The sequence below is a fragment of the Mucilaginibacter sp. P4_C11 genome (assembly GCF_056402115.1).
The window spans coordinates 59,083-76,778 of sequence record NZ_JBFUIA010000019.1; the positions used below are offsets into that span (position 1 = coordinate 59,083).

A 17,696-nucleotide genomic window follows, 5' to 3' on the forward strand; every position below is an offset into this window, starting at 1 on the left:
TCAGCCCCCGGATAATCCATAAACCAATTATATTAAACCAGATAACCATGAATAAAAACTCAACATTTTGGGCTTTAATGGCCATTTGCCTGCTGCCATTATTTGGCTACAGCCAAAGCAGCGATGCCATTATTGCCGGCKAAAACGTAGCCGTAACCAGCACCGATGCCGGGCAGGTACGCGGGTACATCCACAACGGTACCTTTAATTACAAAGGTATCCCTTATGCAACCGCCAAACGTTTTATGGCGCCCGAAAAGCCGGCCCCGTGGCAGGGTGTTCGCGCATCGCTGGTATACGGCGCTGTTTGCCCTATCGACCCGACCACTACCGTTACCGACCCTATCGAGTTTGGCTTTCAGCACAACTGGGGCTATATGAACGATGATTGCCTGAAACTTAACGTTTGGACGCCAGGTATTAACGACCAAAAGAAACGCCCTGTAATGGTTTGGCTGCATGGCGGCGGTTTTGCAGCCGGTTCGGCTATTGAACTGCCGTCCTATGATGGCGAAAACCTGAGTAAAAAAGGTGATGTTGTTGTAGTGTCCATTAACCATCGCTTAAACCTGTTGGGCTTTTTAAACCTATCAGCCTATGGTGATAAATATAAATCATCGGCCAATGTGGGTATGATTGATATTGTGGCCGCCTTGCAATGGGTAAAACAAAATATAGCCAGCTTTGGCGGCGATCCGGATAATGTAACCATTTTTGGCCAGTCGGGCGGTGGTGGCAAGGTTACTACCTTAATGGCGGCACCATCAGCAAAAGGCTTGTTCCATAAAGCTATTGTGCAAAGCGGCAGTTACCAGTCAAAATTTATGGATAACGATGTATCAAAAAGAATTGGCGCGGCTATGCTGGAAGTATTGAACCTGCAGCCAAACCAGGCAGATTCGTTACAAACCATATCATATGAGCGCCTAAGCGCCGCCGCAAAAAAAGCTTTACCTAAAGTTGCCCAGCAACTAAAAGCCGAAGGCAAGCCTGTTGCCGGTTTTGGCCTTGGCTGGGAGCCTGTTAACGACGGCGTGTTTTTGCCTTACCAGCTGAATGACCCCGCTGCTGCCCAACTATCAAAAAACATTCCCTTACTGGTAGGCTCAACCAAAACCGAATTTATGGCCTCGCTGATCAATCCGGCTATCCGTAACTTTAGCATGGACGATGTTAAAAGCTACCTGCAAAAAAAATATGCCGATAAAACAGATGCCTACATGGCCGAGGTTTTAAAAGCCTACCCGGGTACTGTAAAACCATCCGATTACCTGGATATTGATTTGGCAACCTTCAGGCCGGGTGTTATCCGCCAGGCCAATGCAAAATCGGCAGTAACAGGCGCGGCCCCGGTTTACATGTATATGTTTACCTGGCAATCGCCAGTGGCCGATGGCATGTTTAAATCCATCCACTGTATAGATATCTGTTTTGAGTTTGATAACATTAAACGCTGCGAAGAAATGACAGGTGGAGGTAAGGATGCCTATACCTTAGCCAATAAAATGAGCCAGGCCTGGATAAATTTTGCCCATACCGGCAACCCAAATGCCAAAGGCTTACCCAACTGGCCAGCTTATACCGCCCAAAGCGGCGCGGCTATGTTATTTGATAACAAAGCCGAAGTAAAATACCATCATGACGCTGCCTTGCTTCAAATGGCTTCGGCAAAATAAAAATCTGCAACATTAATAAACAAAAACGGCTGCCTTTTGGTGGCCGTTTTTGTTTACCCGCAAGAAAGCGCCATCCCGGCATATTTAAATTAGCAGTGCGTGCAAATTTTTATATGGCGATCTTGAAAAATTTGGAATTTTTGCATAATATAATTTTGCAGTTTGCGTTATCAACCAAACAATCCATTCCAATGGCTCGTTTAACTACCAACTATTAACCTTTAAACCATTAACATCATGAACACAGCAGCAATTAAATCCATTTATGTAACCGCTTACAGATGGAACGCCAGAAATTTCGGACAAGGTGGCCTTCCCAAATTTAACTCGCTTTTTGGCGTTAGTTTCCTGTTAATCCTTTTGCTAACCAACCTGCTGATGTTTACCCAGCTTTGCCTGCATCAAAAATGGTTTAATATTAACCAGGTAACCGCAACCGTAATGCTTTTGGCTGCCTCGGGTGCACTGTTGCTTAATTACTTTATACTGCTAAACAACGGCCGGTTTAAAAAATGGAATATTGCATTTGAAAAACTGAGCAAAAACAACCAAAAAGCATGGTCAATTATGCTGATGGCTTATGCCGTGGTATCCTGTGTGTTTTTCCTGTTTGTAAATGCGTTTTAATCTTTCAAAAATATTAGCCTCATTTTGACCTGGTTGTGCACATGGCAACAAAAATTTAACAGCCAGGTTATTTTATAATTATGCTAATTACATGAATTGTGCGTTATTTTGCATCACCTGCCGGTGGTACTGGTGTCGTGTCGGCGATAAATTGACGGATAGTCTTTAGTCCAGAGTTTTAAGCTCTAAGCCAAAAAAGAAGAAATTCAACTTTAGACTTACGACTTAGTACTGTTGACTTAACAATAGCAGGTAATATAAAGCATACCATAACCATGAAAGTGATCACAAAATTTAGCTGTTTTATTGCCCTAATTATCTGCACCTCGGTAAATGTTGCCCTGGCACAAACCAAAGCCGATGTGTTTAATCCTAAAGTACCGGTTACCTGGTTGGGGATGGACTTTTCGCAGGCAAGATTTATTGGCTCTGAAGCGGCATATAAGGCATCAGGCGAACTATTGAACTCCGAGTTTGTAGGTAAATTTATCCCGGCCTGGGCAAACCTGTTTATAACCGAGCCAAAAACATACAACGTGCCCCGTGCCTCGCACCGCGATAGTGTACACTTTGCTTTTAAAGTGACCGAAGCTGTGAATAACGCCATCACCAAAAACTTTTTTACCGAGAAGCCAAGCGACTTTAGCACCCTCAAAGAAAAAGACATTGTTGATTTGGTAAAGAATTACGATTTCCAGGGCCAGAAAGGTTTGGGCATGATGCTGTTTGTTGAAGGCATGAATAAAGCAACACACGAGGCGGGCGCCTGGGTAACCTTTGTAAACATGAACGATAAAACGGTATTATTTACCGTTTATAAAACCGGAAACAGCCGTGGTTTTGGCTTCCGTAACTACTGGGCACATTCCTGGTACAACATCCTGAAAGATTTTGCCAGCGATTTTGATACGTATAAACAACGGTCATAAGTATTTAACAGCGGCGCCCATAAGGCGCCGTTTTTGTTTTAGGCACATTTTTATGTTCCTTTTATCTTGCGATACTTAAAAATTTTTATCTTACGCTTTGAACAAACTTTATCATCGTGTTAGTTAAAACTTTTGGCAGTGCGGTTTATGGGATACAGGCTATCACCATTACAGTTGAGGTAAATATAGCGGCAGGTACCAAATATTTTATTGTGGGCCTACCGGATGTGGCTATTAAAGAAAGTTATTTCCGTATTGATTCGGCACTAAAAAATTGCAATTTCAGGATGCCGCGGCAGCAGGTAGTGGTAAATATGGCCCCGGCCGATATCAAAAAAGAAGGCTCGTCATATGATCTCACCATTGCTACCGCCGTGTTAGCTGCCTCGGGCCAGTTAGATACCGAGGAACTGGATAAGTATATCATTATGGGCGAGCTATCGCTTGATGGCAGCTTGCAACCCATCAAAGGTGCATTGCCAATAGCCATACAAGCCCGTAAAGATGGCTTTAAGGGCTTTATCCTCCCCAAACAAAACGCCCGCGAGGCCGCCATTGTAAATGACCTGCAAGTTTATGGTGTTGAAAGCATTAAAGAGGTTGTGGGCTTTTTTAATGGCGATGTAAAGCTTGAACCTGTAATTGTAAACACCCGCGAGGAATTTTACGACAGCCTGTGCAACTATGACAGCGACTTTAGCGAAGTGCGAGGACAGGAAAACATCAAACGCGCGCTGGAAATTGCAGCTGCGGGTGGCCATAACGTGATCCTGATTGGTCCGCCGGGAGCCGGTAAAACCATGCTGGCCCGCAGGTTGCCATCCATTTTGCCACCGCTAAGTTTATACGAAGCATTAGAAACCACCAAAATTCATTCCGTTGCAGGTAAGCTTGCCGCTGCCGATGCGTTGGTTACTATTAGGCCCTTCAGGAGCCCGCACCATACAATATCAGATGTGGCCCTTGTAGGCGGCGGAAGCAATCCAGCCCCCGGCGAAATTTCGCTTGCCCACAATGGTGTTTTGTTCCTGGATGAATTACCCGAATTTAAACGCAGCGCCCTGGAAGTAATGCGCCAGCCGCTTGAAGAACGCCGCGTAACCATCTCAAGGGCAAAGTTTACCGTTGATTATCCATCGAGCTTTATGTTGGTGGCCAGTATGAACCCATGTTCGACCGTACACTATTCTCCGCGTTTAGCGGGATAGAGGGAGCATAGGCCAGCGTTATCGTGATATCTTCCTTGTCAATTTCAATCGCCTTGGTGATCGTTTCAACGATGCCGCGCTTCTGCTCAAACGGCAGTTGCGCCCATTGGTCATACAGCGTTTTGATTTCTGACACTACGATTTCGCTTGACATCGCCTGGATGGTGCGCACGTCGATTTCGGCCTGCAGTTCCGGCCGCCGCGCGTCCATTTGCAAAATACGCTCCTCGACCGGCCTGAACTTCTCGGCAAACAGCTCCTTGCTCATTTCGCCGTTCAGGCGCATCGCAAGCATGTCGTCGGCCTGCTTAGAGAGCTTTGCGCGGTCTTTTTTCAGTGTTTCGAGCAGGCTTTTCTTTTCTTGCAGTTCCTGGTCGGTGGCCTCCACATAGGTTGCATGGTTGATGCCGCTTAGATAGTCCCGCAGATAGCTTTGGTATATCTCGTCGAGGTCGGCAACCGTGATGCGGTTCTTGCACTTCTTGCAGACGTACGTTTTCGAGTTGTGATACACGTACATCGTGTTGCCGCAGGCGCAGCGGACGAAGCCCGACAGGAGGTACACGGCCTTGGGGCCCTTGGGCCTTTGCAGCCCCTCCTGCATGTCGAGAATGGCATTGCACTCGTCCCACAGCTCCCTTGAGACGATTGCCGGACAGGGCAGGATGATCCATTCGGACTGCGGCTTGATCGACCAGGCCTTGCCATCCCCCCGGCTTTTGGTGTAGTTGGCGCGGCGCTCGCCCTTGGCTGCGCTGTCGCGCAATAACCGCATGATCGTCTGGCGGGTGAATGTTGAGCCGTTGCGGGTCCTGTAGCCCGCGTCGTTGAGCGCCTTGGCGGTGGTGAGCTTGCGTTGGTGCTTCACAAACAATTCGTACATCAATTTCCGCACTGGTGCCTCTGCCTCGTCAATCACCAACTCATTGCCTTGCCACCGATAGCCAAAGGACGCCTGGCCGCCAAGCGGCTTGCCCATGCGGGCGCGTACCGGCACGGAGGCCGCGACGCGGCTGGCGATTTCCTCGCGCTCCCACTGCGCCATCGCGGCGATCATGGTGTAGAAAAGGCGGCCCGCCGGGGTGCTGGTGTCGATGCTTTCCGAAAGGGAAATCAGGTCGGCACCGCACGCGCGGAAGATCTCGGCGAATTCCAATAGTTCCTTGGTGTTCCGGGCGAGACGTGCAAGCTTCGAGAACACCAGGCCGGTGATATGGCCGCTTCTGATGTCCGCAAGCATCCGCTTTGTTTCGGGCTGCTGCATGACGGACTTGCCGCTCACCGCATCAAGGCGGTACACCTCAATAATTTGCCACCCGTCCTTGGAGCTGACGTACCAGCGGGCGCGCTGCTCGTGGTGCTCCGGGCTCTCGTCCTGCACCTGCATGTCCGTGCTCACGCGGATGAAGATGCCTACGCGTTTCGTTTCCATTTTTTTTGTAGAATTTGATTGTGAAAGAATAGGGTTGACTAAAGGTAGCGGTTTGCCGCCTTGGAAAAAATACCCCGAGGGGTATTTTGCATTCACGGCGCGCACAGCCATCGGGCAAGCCGTCCTGCGAGGTCGGCTGCTATGGTGACGAGCATGTACGCGAGTGCTAGCCACACCGTCGCGCCGCCGATGAACAGCAGCAGTTTTTCTGTCTTGATTTTGGGAACATTCATTACTTTTTCTTTCAGTGTAGCGGAGGGGGACCGGATGCGTCAGGGAGGCGGCACCGATGGTTGGCCGATAGCACGGCCTCCCTTTCGCTTCAAGCGGGCCGTGCAATACTGTTTCAAAAAGAAACAATGAAAGACACCAACAACCTTGTAAAGCTGTTTGAGCAGTACGCGCACCGGCAGAACTATTCGGCGGCCTTCGGCGACATGCTCGACTTTGTCCTCCTTCCCCTCAAGATGCACGATACCGCCGAGGGGCAGCAGGATGCCCTCGCCAGGCTGACCGAACATCCCAAAAGGGAGCTGCTCGTGCCGCTGATGACGGAGATCGGCGAGCTGGCCGAGGGATTCCGCGACCCGCTGGGCGTTCTCTACGAGCTGCTCATATCGAAGGGGCACAACGGCCAGTTCTTCACCCCCGATCCCGTCGCCGAACTACTTGCGAGACTGACGGCAGAGGGCGAAGAGCAGGCAAGCGAACGGGTCCTCGATCCCGCCTGCGGATCGGGCCGGATGCTGCTAATGGCGGCAAAAGTCAACAGGCACCGCCGATTCTATGGTGCTGACATCGATCCGCTGTGCTGCAAGATGGCGCTGGTGAACATGCTGCTGAACTCGCTTGCTGGCGAGATCGCCCACATGGATTCGCTCTCCAACGCCTTCTATACCGGGTACAAGGCCGAAACGGTCCTCCGCCACGGCTACCACTATCCCTACTACCGGGAGTTCACCGATCCTGAAGAAAGTTATATTTGGCTTCGGCCCGGGCCGACGACGTCGCCGCAGGGATTTTCGGAGCCGTTTGATCCGTCGTCCTCGCCGATTGTACCCGGCGTACAGGGTACATTATTTTAATATGGAAATATAAAACGGCCCGTCATGGGCCGTTCGTTATGGTCGCTATTCCTTTGGTGCAGGCGTGCCGTGCACGTGTGCCAGATAGGCGACGATCACGGCCTCGAACATCTTGGTGTGGTACTTCTTGTTGCGGCTGGCGAGCTCGCGCTCGCGAACGCCGCTCAGTTCGGGATAGGTCGCGACGGCGTGGAGCATGAGATCTTTCTTGTTGCGGATGTCGGGAAGCTCAGCCTTGACGTCCTTCTGCGTCCTTATTTGCACCATGCACCCGTGGGTGACGACGAATTCCTGCATGCGCTCGAGGATCGCGAACAGCGTGTCGGTGAAGTGGCTAAGCGGAGGAACCTTGATGACGACGGCGGTAACGCTGTGCGTCCTGACGTACCGCTCGTATACGCCCGCGATCTCCCCGGCCTTTTGCTCCGACCACGCGTCCTTGAACGAGTGCGTGTTCCAGGCAACGAGCCTGCCGTTGTCGAGCACCGCGACCCCCGACAGCCTGCTGCCGAGGCTAATCCCGAGCACCACCATTGCCGAATCGCATGTACTTATTCACGTTGTTGACGAAGATCGCCGCCCGCGAGCTGGTAATCTTGTGTTCGGGATACGCGCAGGCGCTCTCCAGGAACCGCCGGAGCAGTTCGTGCGGGACGGCCTTGGTGAACCCCAGGAACTGGCTCAGGTACGCGGGATCGTTGAGTCGGTCCGCGATCTCGTTTGCCAGGGCAATCTCACTTTCGGTATAGTAGCTGTTCATTGGACGTAAAGTTTGTGGTTATAATTTGCTGCTAATGTTAATCGGTCGATCGCTCGATTTTTTTTACATTTCGGTCCCCGATAGGGGTGCCTTCCGCGACGAGCGGCATTGATGCGCGTATCGGACACGGGTAAAGGACATGTTTATTCAAATTCCTTCGCCTGCATTTCCTCGCGCAGCGAGTAGGTCAGTACTGTGTACAGTTCCCGCGGCGTTCTCTTGAGAAGAATGCACAGCTTGAAGAGGTATACCGTACTGGGAAGGGATGCTCCCTTCTCCCAAGAAGCAAGCGGACGGGTGCTTTCAAGTCCGAGCAGCGACGCCGCGCGCTTTCTGCTGTACCCCAATGCCTTTCGGTGCAGTCGCAATGTATTTGGAATAGGCCGATTTCCTTTTTCCATGCACAAAGGATACCAGCGAATTTATTTCGGCATAAGAGGGGTAAATTTTTCCTAAAGGAAGGCGCGTGGATTTGGAAACAAAAAGACCGCTCTTGCAGATGGTCTGACGGTTGCTACATGCCGAGCAGCGTGAGTGCCGCGTCGATGACGAAATACACAGGTGTGAGAATCAGCGCCGAGGCCACAACAAATTGGGCAAGCGATTTGAACGGGTGGGGGAACATTGGACTGTTCCACGCAATGCCTTCCCGGCGAGTGCATCTACGGGGATTACTATTAGCAATATGTGAGACATTACCGGAGGAGTTTTCCTCTCTTATCTTTTTTGCGTGGCTGCGCCACAATGTCTCCATGAACCCCATCGCGACACTGTTCGGCGACTTTATCGTCGAGTGCAAATATTCGAGAAAGCTGCGGCCCGAGACCACGAGGGGGTACGCGGCCGTGTTCGCGCTGTTCCAAAAGATCATGCCGGAAATCACCGACACCGCTGCGCTGACGCCCGACATGCTCAACGAGTTCTTCCGGCGCATCGAGACCCGTCCCCGCATGGTCGGGAAAAAGGTGAGGGTCGGGGTCAAGAAGTCGACGATCAAGACGCAGTGGTGCAAGCTAAACGTATTCTTCGCCTGGCTTGCCAAGCGCGGATACATACTGGAAAGCCCTCTAAAGGGCATTCGCGCCCCGCGGCCCAACTATGACGACTTTCGCCGCCTCAAGAACGAGGAGGTCAACAGGATATACTCGTCCATAGTAAGGTGCTCAAACGGGCCGCTCATAATCCGGCGCGATACTGCAATTGTGAGCATCCTGCTGTTTTGCGGGCTGCGCAAGGGCGAGCTTATTTCGCTGCAGCTGAAAGATATCGATCTCTTGAAAAGCGAGCTGACCGTCCGGGGCGAGACTTCTAAGTCAAAGAAGACGCGCGTATTGAAAATGCACCCGACGCTGGTGCTGCACATGAAAGACTACATGAAGGAGCGTCGGCACCTCAAAACCGAGCATCTGATAGTTTCCGTCAAGGGAGATGCGGGCCTTACCCGACACGGGCTAAAGCATTGGGTGCAAAGCCTTATAGCCAAGTCAGGCGTCAGGTTTCATCTTCACCAATTCCGTCATACGTTCGCGTGTAAGCTCTGCGAGGCTAACGTCAACGTGTTCAAGGTGCAGAAGATGATGGGGCATATCGACATTGCCATGACCATGCGATACGCCCGCTCCATGAGGACGGAAGATATGCTTGACGACATCAGCAAGATATCTGTTAATTAAAAAGTAACATTAAATTAATATTATTTTCTTTAAATGCTAAAAATCAATATATTAGATCTTTATTAACCTAATTATCATTATTTGCAAAATGGGAACAATAGACAAAATTTACGTCCGGAACTCTAGGGACGAATTGGGAAGATTTCCTAACTGGCCACTTAACAAAAACGTTTCTTTAGGAAGTATCGGTTATTATCACGGCCGCCAAGCAAAGTTCGAGTGGACGACTACACTCGCTGATCTAAATATTTCTGCGACATCTGTCGCCCCCCAAGCTATGATGTCAGAGTTATTTACTTCGAAAAATGCTGTTTCGACCGAATTCCATAGTGCGACAGCAAAGAATCCAAGTCATGCACGATTTACTTTTATAAAAAGCAGTTCAGTTGTTACTCAAGGCTTCGAGATGGGGCACCAACAGTTGCCCGTTGAGCGTCTAAAAAAAGAGATAATTGATAAGATTAGGAGGAAAGAGATCGAGTGGGATTATGACTGGGTTATTATTACTGAGTTATGGTTGGCAAGTGGTTTCACCACCCTTATTTCAAGTTCAAATAAAGGCTCTTCGGTGATTTCTGCAAACAACAGTCAGGGCCAAATTTTTAATATAGCTGATTTCAATTTGGGATTACAAGTTACTAAGAGTAAGTTCATGGCTTATCAAGGAGTCGCAGAACGTAACGTCAGACCGTATTTTCAGGTCCATCGGCTTACTAGAGATCACAAGTTTAAGCTATATGGTGCAAACTCATTTTTCTGGTCAAACTAATACAGTTGTTAAATTTAAACTAATATGGTATTCTAAAGAGAATAAGCACTTTGCAAGAAATCAACAGAGATTCTAGAAGTAGAAAAAGGGCAAACCGGTTATCGTACCGGGGTTGTAGGACTTAATTACCTGTGTCGTATAAAATTAGCTTACTACATTCGAAATTTAAAGACATTTAAGTATCCTGAGTATCCGGGCTCATCCCGGAGAATCCGCCAGATTATATTATGTTATTGCATAAAATCTGGCAACCCTTAAAGCAAGGTTGAATGAAACCAAAGGCCAGCTGTGTGCTGGCCTTTTTTATTAGTTATTTAAAAAGCTTAATCGTTAAAATGTCAACCTGAAGCCAATGCTAATGTTTCGTTATCGATGCGCTACACTACGCATTAGTTCCGAAATTCCCCTAATAACCATAAAGGCGCATAGCTGAATAGTGACTGCCTTTATCTCTTTTAATATTTACGACGACAAAGAAATCGACCTAAAGCGATAGCTGTTCGTAAGACTTGCTACGTATAGATTTTCGCAGATTAATCTAAAGAGGTAAGAATGGTACTTAATAATTTCCTGTCTCTTAGTTGAAAGCCTTTGTTTGAAGCCGGTTACTGGTCTGCATTAACTCGATATGAATAAATGTTAGAGGTTTACGTCCGCTTTAATCGTTAAGAGCATAGGGGCAGTTCAACGGATGCTTCGTCATTTGCAGCCTCAGATGATCGGCGCTGGCCGCAAGGTAGATTGTGGTAGTCTTGATGTCGCTGTGTCCCATCATCTTCGACAGGCTGAATATGTCGCACCCTCCCTCGAGCATGAGCGTCGCGAAGGTGTGCCGGAGCGTGTGGGCGCTGAAGTGCAGCGTGAGCGACGTTCGGAGCTGGCTTATCAGTTTCCGCAGTCCGTCAACGGTAAATGGCTGGCTGCCGCGAAGCGAGCAGAAGAACTCGGGACAGGTCTTGTGCAGGCGCTTTCGCTCGTCCTTGTACCGCTTCAGCGTCTGGGCCAGCACGGTGCTCATCGGCAGTATTCTGTCCTTGCTTCCTTTGCCCTGGCGGATGAAGATGGTGAGGTTGTCGGTATCGACATCGGTAAGCTTGAGGTTGAGCAGTTCCTGTCTGCGCAGTCCCGCATACACGAACGTCGAGAATATGGCGTGATTCCGGTACCGCAGAAACTTGTAGTCGTACGGGTAGTTGTATACCAGTTCCAGTAGCCGCAACGCGTCCTGCTTAGTGAGTTTTCTTGGCAGCTTCTTTTCCTTTTTTGGAATCTCTATGTCCGTGGCCGGATTCTGCTCCATGTATCCCTGCTTTACGCACCACCGGAAAAACACCAGCAGGCTCTTGTGGTAGATGGCGAACGTGTTCGTCGACCAGTCGCGGTCGATGCGGCCGGAGTAGAAAAACGAGCGGACCGACGCGTCGGTGACGTCGCTGAGCGTTACCGCGCCCGTCGCCCTGCAGAAGAACGCGATGCAGGTGCGGTAACGCCTAATGGTATAGGGGGAGTATCCCCTGATTGCGAGCGAGTACTGGCAGAACTGCTGCGAGAGTATGTCGATATACATAAGTTGTGTGCGGCAGCGTGAACGGTTTCGGGTTAGCCGACGGCCCGATCCCCGGAGGATGTACCCGTTTGCAGCGGTTTTTCCGTTACGCTTTTCCCGATATAGCCTTGTTTCATAAGGCTTTTTGTGCGCTCAGAGGGATTCGAACCCACGACCGTCTCCTTAAGAGTTGCAGACGGTGGCCCTTTGGGGAAAATATCGTTGCATTAAAAGGGTATTTTCGGAAAACGGAAGGTTTCCGAGTGGGTTTCTTGGGGCCTGTTTTCCAGCCGCTCGGGCGCTGCCGCTGATTAAAATTGGTACTGATAAACGAGGCGGGTGCCTCTTCCGTATCATACACTAAAATTGCTGCCGGTATAACACTAGCTTGTCAGGAGAAAATAAAAAAGCCGCTCCGAAGTGGATGCGACTTTTTTAGACCGTTTCAATATAGCCCACAGACAGCGCACGCCGCATAGAGTATCGGAAGCGTAGAGCCATTGAGATTGAGATGGGTCAGCCATTGAAGTCTACGGGTGCAGCTTTCTAAGTCTATCTCGCCATGAAAGCCGTAGGGGTAATATGCGACGAGTTTACTATCTATGCCATGCCTCGCGAGCAGGGGCGGCATTACGCGCAGCAAGTCAGTCCACTGAGTGCCGCCGTTTTTCTTGGCCGCTATCTCCCTTGTTGCCTCGTGCAAACCGCCTTTGACGCCTGCATGATTCGTCCGACTAAAGAAAAAGCGCATGAGCCGTCTGTCCCTTTCTACGTCGAGTATACTGGTCTCATCGTTATAGGTGGCCCGCCAAGCCGGCTGGCTGTTAAAAAAACGCAATCGATGGCTGAAAAAGCACGCGGAGCACGGAGTCGCAAGTGCTTGATTATGAGTGAAATACATGATATCGTGTCTTAATAAGTTTGTATTCGCTTGGGTGTCGACCCATCGACACCCAATGTAATGCGAATCGAATTTGTTGATTATCAAGCCCTTGGCGCCTCGCGCCTCGGGTTTTTTTTCTTGTATTAATGGGGTTTCATTTTTAATGGTTCTAAGCTGTCTCGCATGGCTTGCTGGCCAGCCACGCTTTAAATTGACGGAAACTCTGGAAGCTCTAAAAAATGACGCAACTATGACAATTAAGGAGTTGCCATGTTAATCTGGGTGACTAACTTAGTGCCAAACGACTGGATTGTTAGCTTCTCCCATAAAGTGTTGCTGCAATTCTTTTATGCACCCTCGCGGTGCGCAAGCTTTAAAGGGCCCTGGATGCCGTCAGAATCATCCAGGTTCCCTTTAGCCTTCATTTTGAGGCTCTTGAATGCAAAATACTCACTTATTTCCGCGTTTCTGCTTTTTATTTTCAATTAACCTTTGCGCAATTTATTTTCCGCTAACTTCCTGTTTTTCCGCGGAATGCATAAGTTTGCGATGCAATAGCCACGGCTCGGCAAAGCCTATAGCGGTTGCCTATGACGGCAAGTGCCCCCCCCTGTCGCTGTTGGGCATTATTCACCCAATCAAAATTAATTTAACGGATGCTTTCCGATCTGCCCCCCGTAAATGCTCCACCGTAGCAGACAGGTATATGGTCGTGCTCGAGATCTCCTCGCGCATTGCCCGCTGCGAAGCGCGGCGTTTTTATGGAGCCGCCAAACCCCATTATTTTGTTCGAGGCAAAGGATGCGAGAAAAAAGACGTTTATCAACTTTCTCTTTAGGCAGGCATTCAGCGAGCAATTCAGGAAAGGCAGCCGTATATCGATATGCCAATACGAAAAAGCGCGCTGTTTCTGGGCCTATTCCCGGTCTCCCTGATGACGGCCGCTCAAATTTTCACTATGCCTGTTTAATTCATAAATTGCAACATGGAAGATAAAGAGGATAATATGCAGGCCATCATTGCGGAATACTCTAATTTACTGGCGGATTGTATTATTGGTAAAAACGCATTGGCTAACTATTATAAAATTAAATCTCATTTGAAGGCGTTTAATGAAAGGATAGCAGATGAGGAAATCACCGGAGACATAGCTGCGGTTAAAGCTTTTAAGGCGCTAGCCTATAACTTTTATAAATTAAAAGATGATTTCGAAGAGTTAATTTTAGAGCAATCAAAGAAAAAAGATAGCCTATGATTGACTGTATTGATAGAATCGGTGCTTTTAGTGTTATTACTTATCTGGCCTTGCAGGAATATTAGTTGGTAAATTCACAAATTATTCAATTTTTAAGAAGCACGGTGCATGGAAGGTTCTGAAGGGTTATACGCTTTGCGTTAGTTGTTGGCTCGTTCCAGGTCTCTATAACGAGCGTCTTAGTCTTATTTTTTCTAATCCAACACCGGGGAATACGCATCAGTGTGGCCACTTCTCATCAGAGAGTTTGCACTGCCCGTTGTCTGGCCGCCGACGAAGCCACAAATAAGCTAAATAGTCCCATAGTTCTTAACTATGCATCTCCAAGCTCCGGAAAGAGATCATCAAACATCTTTCTGGCCTTTTCCTTTACCAACTCTATGTCCTTGTTTTTGTTGTTAATCATAAGGTAGGTGCTGTGGTCAAAATCCCTGTGGTGCGTAAAAGTCTCAATGCCAAATAAGCGCACAACGGCGGTTCGGTAAACCCGGAACCTCTTGGTCAGCTTCTTTTCCTCCACGAAACTTGCATCAGTTTTTACTATGTGCGCGCCCAAGAAGCCGAAGCTGGCAGACGGGTTGCTTTTATAAATCGAAAGCATGATTCTTATGCATGTCGACAGCACTTTGGCGCACTTGTGCTCGTGAGTTAAAAGGTTAAAACGAAGCGGGTTGCTTTTGTTCTTTTTGAGGTAGTACTTGATGATATAGATGTCATACCTGTATCTTTCGACCTCAACGAGGTAGTAATTGCCTGAACGGAAACTGTAAGTTATAACCTCCTGAAGGTATTTCTTGTTGTGTGCTTTATCGACCCCTACCTTGCAAAACCTGTAGTAATTCTCAAACACTAAGGAAGAAGATATTTATATGCGGAAGGCCTGATGGCGTTAATTTCTTCAACAGTAACCCGCACCAAGTTGGACTTAGTTATCAGCGACAGTTTGCCGGGTTTAACAGGAGTGTGGTTGTACGTATTGTGGTCAGCTCGCCTCGGGGCTAATGGCCTATCAAAGTATCCCATGTGTCGCATTTTTAAATACCATTAAGTTAACTATGAGACAATTAAATTAAGATATAGTTTGTGTAAATCTTGAGAGTTCGATACAAACATAATAAATAAATATTAATTCAAAATGTTAAGAAAGCCTGCTAAACGGTTGGCTTTGAGCCGTAAATATTACTAACACAAGAAAATGTAAATATTCTTACCTGCGAATGAGCCATTACGCATTTTAATGCATTTTAACGCATTTTTGCACATTTGTAATATATACGTATGTATTTGCTGATAGTTGATCCTATAGGCTCTAAAATGACTTATTTATAATGATTATAAATTGTAATTTTTGTGTCATATGTGGGGGATTTAAGTCGAAAGCAGCTTTTTTTGGGGGAAAGATGAATTCTCTATTCCATACGCAAGTTCCCAACGCATCCTATCTTCCATCGGGCTGACCGTTAGAATAATATGAAGTTGTGAATCCCTCCAACGACCACTCAAAACCATGCACTCCCATCGGCTGCACCGACTTCCGAAACGAGCGCAAACCGTTCGGCATCAGACTGCATGACCGGTTCTCACACGTCTACGCGCTGGGGAAGACCGGAAGCGGCAAGACGACGCTGCTGCTCAAGATGGCGGTTGACGACGTGCGCAAGGGATACGGCGTGGCGCTCATCGAGCCGCATGGCGACGCGTGCCACGCGCTTTTGGCGCAGGTTCCGGAGCACCGAAAAAGGGACATCGTATACTTCGACCCGACGAACGCAGAGCACCGCATGGGCTTCAACCCGCTTCGTGGCGTCCCGGCGGAAGAGCGGCACCTGGTTGCATCCGAGATAGTGCTGGCGTTCAAGAAAATATGGGCGGATTCCTGGGGTCCGCGCCTGGAATACATCCTGCGGTACTCGATCCTCACGCTCCTGGAATACCCGGTGGCCACGCTGCTCGACATCCAGCCGCTCCTTCTCGACCACCAGTTCAGAAACATGGTGCTGCACTATGCTGACAACGCGGCAATACGATCATTCTGGCTCAACGAGTTCGAAAAGTACCCGCCGTCTCTCCGGGCGGAGGCCATCATGCCGATCCTCAACAAGGCCGGCGCGTTCAGCGCGAACGCGGTGCTGCGGGACGTGGTGGGGCAGCAGGAAGGAATCTCCATCGAAAGGATAATGAACGACGGCAAGATACTGGTCTGCAACCTCTCGAAGGGTGTCATAGGCGAGGACGCCACCCGCATGCTGGGCAGTCTCATCTGCACCGGCATCCAGACCGTCGCGATGCGCAGGGCAAGAATGGCCGAGGATGACCGCAGACCGTTCATGGTGTTCGTCGACGAGTGCCACTCCTTCATAACGGGTTCCCTTGCCGAGATGCTCTCAGAAATCCGCAAGTACAGGGTGGGATTGTTCCTCTCGCATCAGTACATGGATCAGCTGGCCGAGGACGTCCTGGGCGCGGTGCTAGGAAACGCGGGAACGGTGATCTGCTTCCGTCTGGGTGCGCGCGATGCGAAGGTCATGGCTGAGGAATTCTACCCGGTCTTCAAGATGGATGACTTTACCAATCTGTCGCGGTTTTGCTTTTACATTCGCCTGCTGATTGACGGGATTGGGAGCAGGCCGTTTAGCGCAGAAATTGCAAAGTCGTCAAGCCAGGAGTCAAAGGAAATCAACCTTACATGATATAGCCGTTAAACCGACGACGAATAGTTCAGATTAGACAATCGATACGTCATTGCCGGCACGCTGACGTCAAATGCCTTGGCCAGCTTTGCGATCACTTCCGTTTCCGCCAGGTTCCAGTATTCGCCCGTCGCGAATTCCGACTGAATCAGAAACGAGGGCATAAGCAGCGCCGCGGCGAACGCGTTGGCTTCCTGCTCCTGCCGAATCTCCGCTTCGCTATAGTCGTATTCGTTGTTTCTAAACTTTACGATAAAGTCCTTGTCGACGAATATGTCGTCGCTCTTTTTGTTTTCCGCATGGATCCAGTGAAGAAAGTAGTGTCCTAACTCGTGAGCGATGGTAAAGCGCCTGCGCACCTTTGAGTCCCTTGTTGAATAGCCAATGGTGCACCTCATGTCCTTGATTAGCAGTACGCCGGAAATGTTCTCACCGAAGTCATAGGAGATCAAGGTCAGCCCCTCCCGTTCGGCCAATTCCTGAACCGGGATTCCCGGCGAGCTAATTTGGTGCTTCGTCAGAAGGTTCATGACGAACTGCTCAATGGCCTCAAACGTTGTCCTATTTGGATTCATCGGTTTGGTTTTTTGAAGAGGACAGGTTTATGAACCCCTCCATCTTGATTACTTGCGATTCAGACCCTATCCTCTTATTTATTTTCGATTTAACGTCATTATTGATCTCGCTCGCCGCGCCCTGCTTAGCAGGTATCAGCTCGGTTACCTTGATGCCCAAAAAGTCTGCCACATCTAGCAACGTGTGCAACAATATCTTCTGCCTCCCGTTCTCGATATTGATAATGGAGGCTCTACTCAATCCTACGTAGCTTGCGACGTTCTCATGGCTTTTCTCGGACCTTATCCTGCTCGACTTTATCAGCTCCCCAACCTGCTGATAAAACTTCTTCTCGTCTTGTTCCGTGTACATTTGTGATAGTTACTCAAATATAATTAATTGTTTGCAATACAAAACGCTTTTACGCTAAATATATTGCTAATGTTACAGTAAGCTGTTTGTGTCACAAACAGAACCAAAAAATAAATTTTGCAAATTTTATTTTTCGGAAATTTATTTTTTATATTTGCTTTTAATAAGCACAAAAAAATACCAGACTTGCGCCTGGTACTGGAAATAAGTTGAGCAACCAGTCTCGCCAGCTGCCA

18 protein-coding genes and 1 pseudogene are annotated in these 17,696 nt (G+C 48.8%); 10 read left to right on the top strand and 9 right to left on the bottom strand.

Going from position 1 to position 17,696, the window contains the following annotated elements; all coding sequences use genetic code 11:
* Positions 1–47 precede the first annotated feature (47 nt).
* The 4 genes and pseudogenes from AC1DU2_RS18105 to AC1DU2_RS18120 all read left to right on the top strand — a co-directional run.
* On the top strand, positions 48–1,676 hold the full coding sequence (locus tag AC1DU2_RS18105; RefSeq protein WP_477385754.1) for a carboxylesterase/lipase family protein: 1,629 nt from the start codon (positions 48–50) through the stop codon (positions 1,674–1,676).
* Positions 1,677–1,913: 237 nt separating this feature from the next.
* The gene (locus AC1DU2_RS18110) at positions 1,914–2,303 is read left to right on the top strand and encodes a hypothetical protein (protein ID WP_477362594.1); all 390 of its coding nucleotides are present in this window, start codon (positions 1,914–1,916) and stop codon (positions 2,301–2,303) included.
* Between the two features lie 275 nt (positions 2,304–2,578).
* Positions 2,579–3,232: a hypothetical protein gene (locus AC1DU2_RS18115; RefSeq protein ID WP_477385756.1), complete on the top strand. Its 654-nt coding sequence runs from the start codon at positions 2,579–2,581 to the stop codon at positions 3,230–3,232.
* Positions 3,233–3,348: 116 nt separating this feature from the next.
* Positions 3,349–4,422 (top strand): annotated as a pseudogene (locus AC1DU2_RS18120) (YifB family Mg chelatase-like AAA ATPase); the annotation flags it as partial.
* Here the strand turns inward: AC1DU2_RS18120 and AC1DU2_RS18125 are convergent.
* Positions 4,376–5,983: a recombinase family protein gene (locus AC1DU2_RS18125; protein ID WP_477385758.1), complete on the bottom strand. Its 1,608-nt coding sequence runs from the start codon at positions 5,981–5,983 to the stop codon at positions 4,376–4,378. The pseudogene AC1DU2_RS18120 and the gene AC1DU2_RS18125 overlap by 47 nt on opposite strands.
* Entirely contained in the window at positions 5,965–6,105 is a 141-nt protein-coding gene (locus AC1DU2_RS18130) for a hypothetical protein (RefSeq protein WP_477385760.1), read from the bottom strand. Before AC1DU2_RS18130 ends, AC1DU2_RS18125 begins: the two co-directional genes overlap by 19 nt.
* Before the next feature lie 126 nt (positions 6,106–6,231).
* On the opposite strand from AC1DU2_RS18130, the gene AC1DU2_RS18135 reads away from it, so the two are divergent.
* Entirely contained in the window at positions 6,232–6,957 is a 726-nt protein-coding gene (locus AC1DU2_RS18135; RefSeq protein ID WP_477385762.1) for an HsdM family class I SAM-dependent methyltransferase, read from the top strand.
* 45 nt (positions 6,958–7,002) lie between these two features.
* Here AC1DU2_RS18135 and AC1DU2_RS18140 read toward each other — a convergent pair whose 3' ends face one another.
* The 3 genes from AC1DU2_RS18140 to AC1DU2_RS18150 form a co-directional block, all read right to left on the bottom strand.
* Positions 7,003–7,491: a hypothetical protein gene (locus tag AC1DU2_RS18140; protein ID WP_477385764.1), complete on the bottom strand. Its 489-nt coding sequence runs from the start codon at positions 7,489–7,491 to the stop codon at positions 7,003–7,005.
* Complete coding sequence (locus AC1DU2_RS18145) at positions 7,472–7,717, bottom strand: hypothetical protein (RefSeq protein ID WP_477385766.1); 246 nt, start codon at positions 7,715–7,717, stop codon at positions 7,472–7,474. The genes AC1DU2_RS18140 and AC1DU2_RS18145 overlap by 20 nt, the downstream gene beginning before the upstream one ends.
* 143 nt (positions 7,718–7,860) lie before the next feature.
* Positions 7,861–8,118, bottom strand: a complete 258-nt coding sequence (locus tag AC1DU2_RS18150; RefSeq protein ID WP_477385768.1) for a helix-turn-helix transcriptional regulator — start codon at positions 8,116–8,118, stop codon at positions 7,861–7,863.
* Between the two features lie 351 nt (positions 8,119–8,469).
* Between AC1DU2_RS18150 and AC1DU2_RS18155 the strand changes: the two genes are divergently transcribed.
* Complete coding sequence (locus AC1DU2_RS18155; protein WP_477385770.1) at positions 8,470–9,390, top strand: tyrosine-type recombinase/integrase; 921 nt, start codon at positions 8,470–8,472, stop codon at positions 9,388–9,390.
* 88 nt (positions 9,391–9,478) lie between these two features.
* Positions 9,479–10,159: a hypothetical protein gene (locus AC1DU2_RS18160; RefSeq protein ID WP_477385772.1), complete on the top strand. Its 681-nt coding sequence runs from the start codon at positions 9,479–9,481 to the stop codon at positions 10,157–10,159.
* A gap of 658 nt (positions 10,160–10,817) precedes the next feature.
* Here AC1DU2_RS18160 and AC1DU2_RS18165 read toward each other — a convergent pair.
* Entirely contained in the window at positions 10,818–11,726 is a 909-nt protein-coding gene (locus AC1DU2_RS18165) for a tyrosine-type recombinase/integrase (protein WP_477385774.1), read from the bottom strand.
* 541 nt (positions 11,727–12,267) lie between these two features.
* Between AC1DU2_RS18165 and AC1DU2_RS18170 the strand changes: the two genes are divergently transcribed.
* Positions 12,268–12,621 carry a hypothetical protein gene (locus AC1DU2_RS18170; protein WP_477385776.1) on the top strand — a complete coding sequence of 118 codons (354 nt, stop codon included), beginning with the start codon at positions 12,268–12,270 and terminating at the stop codon, positions 12,619–12,621.
* Between the two features lie 952 nt (positions 12,622–13,573).
* Positions 13,574–13,843, top strand: a complete 270-nt coding sequence (locus AC1DU2_RS18175) for a hypothetical protein (protein ID WP_477385778.1) — start codon at positions 13,574–13,576, stop codon at positions 13,841–13,843.
* A 313-nt stretch (positions 13,844–14,156) separates the two neighbouring features.
* Here the strand turns inward: AC1DU2_RS18175 and AC1DU2_RS18180 are convergent, their stop codons facing one another.
* Positions 14,157–14,693 carry a hypothetical protein gene (locus tag AC1DU2_RS18180; RefSeq protein ID WP_477385780.1) on the bottom strand — a complete coding sequence of 179 codons (537 nt, stop codon included), beginning with the start codon at positions 14,691–14,693 and terminating at the stop codon, positions 14,157–14,159.
* Between the two features lie 628 nt (positions 14,694–15,321).
* Here AC1DU2_RS18180 and AC1DU2_RS18185 point away from each other — a divergent pair.
* The gene (locus tag AC1DU2_RS18185) at positions 15,322–16,533 is read left to right on the top strand and encodes a type IV secretory system conjugative DNA transfer family protein (RefSeq protein ID WP_477385782.1); all 1,212 of its coding nucleotides are present in this window, start codon (positions 15,322–15,324) and stop codon (positions 16,531–16,533) included.
* 8 nt (positions 16,534–16,541) lie between these two features.
* Here the strand turns inward: AC1DU2_RS18185 and AC1DU2_RS18190 are convergent, their stop codons facing one another.
* Positions 16,542–17,108: an ImmA/IrrE family metallo-endopeptidase gene (locus AC1DU2_RS18190; protein WP_477385784.1), complete on the bottom strand. Its 567-nt coding sequence runs from the start codon at positions 17,106–17,108 to the stop codon at positions 16,542–16,544.
* Positions 17,095–17,460: a helix-turn-helix transcriptional regulator gene (locus AC1DU2_RS18195; RefSeq protein ID WP_477385786.1), complete on the bottom strand. Its 366-nt coding sequence runs from the start codon at positions 17,458–17,460 to the stop codon at positions 17,095–17,097. Before AC1DU2_RS18195 ends, AC1DU2_RS18190 begins: the two co-directional genes overlap by 14 nt.
* Positions 17,461–17,696: the final 236 nt, after the last annotated feature.

Excerpts from the sequence above, each read along its gene's own strand:
- AC1DU2_RS18110 (WP_477362594.1), top strand. The coding sequence starts at position 1,914 with ATGAACACAGCAGCAATTAAATCCATTTATGTAACCGCTTACAGATGG.
- AC1DU2_RS18115 (WP_477385756.1), top strand. The coding sequence starts at position 2,579 with ATGAAAGTGATCACAAAATTTAGCTGTTTTATTGCCCTAATTATCTGC.
- AC1DU2_RS18125 (WP_477385758.1), bottom strand. The coding sequence starts at position 5,983 with ATGGCTGTGCGCGCCGTGAATGCAAAATACCCCTCGGGGTATTTTTTC.
- AC1DU2_RS18130 (WP_477385760.1), bottom strand. The coding sequence starts at position 6,105 with ATGAATGTTCCCAAAATCAAGACAGAAAAACTGCTGCTGTTCATCGGC.
- AC1DU2_RS18135 (WP_477385762.1), top strand. The coding sequence starts at position 6,232 with ATGAAAGACACCAACAACCTTGTAAAGCTGTTTGAGCAGTACGCGCAC.
- AC1DU2_RS18140 (WP_477385764.1), bottom strand. The coding sequence starts at position 7,491 with ATGGTGGTGCTCGGGATTAGCCTCGGCAGCAGGCTGTCGGGGGTCGCG.
- AC1DU2_RS18145 (WP_477385766.1), bottom strand. The coding sequence starts at position 7,717 with ATGAACAGCTACTATACCGAAAGTGAGATTGCCCTGGCAAACGAGATC.
- AC1DU2_RS18150 (WP_477385768.1), bottom strand. The coding sequence starts at position 8,118 with ATGGAAAAAGGAAATCGGCCTATTCCAAATACATTGCGACTGCACCGA.
- AC1DU2_RS18155 (WP_477385770.1), top strand. The coding sequence starts at position 8,470 with ATGAACCCCATCGCGACACTGTTCGGCGACTTTATCGTCGAGTGCAAA.
- AC1DU2_RS18160 (WP_477385772.1), top strand. The coding sequence starts at position 9,479 with ATGGGAACAATAGACAAAATTTACGTCCGGAACTCTAGGGACGAATTG.
- AC1DU2_RS18165 (WP_477385774.1), bottom strand. The coding sequence starts at position 11,726 with ATGTATATCGACATACTCTCGCAGCAGTTCTGCCAGTACTCGCTCGCA.
- AC1DU2_RS18170 (WP_477385776.1), top strand. The coding sequence starts at position 12,268 with ATGAAAGCCGTAGGGGTAATATGCGACGAGTTTACTATCTATGCCATG.
- AC1DU2_RS18175 (WP_477385778.1), top strand. The coding sequence starts at position 13,574 with ATGGAAGATAAAGAGGATAATATGCAGGCCATCATTGCGGAATACTCT.
- AC1DU2_RS18190 (WP_477385784.1), bottom strand. The coding sequence starts at position 17,108 with ATGAATCCAAATAGGACAACGTTTGAGGCCATTGAGCAGTTCGTCATG.
- AC1DU2_RS18195 (WP_477385786.1), bottom strand. The coding sequence starts at position 17,460 with ATGTACACGGAACAAGACGAGAAGAAGTTTTATCAGCAGGTTGGGGAG.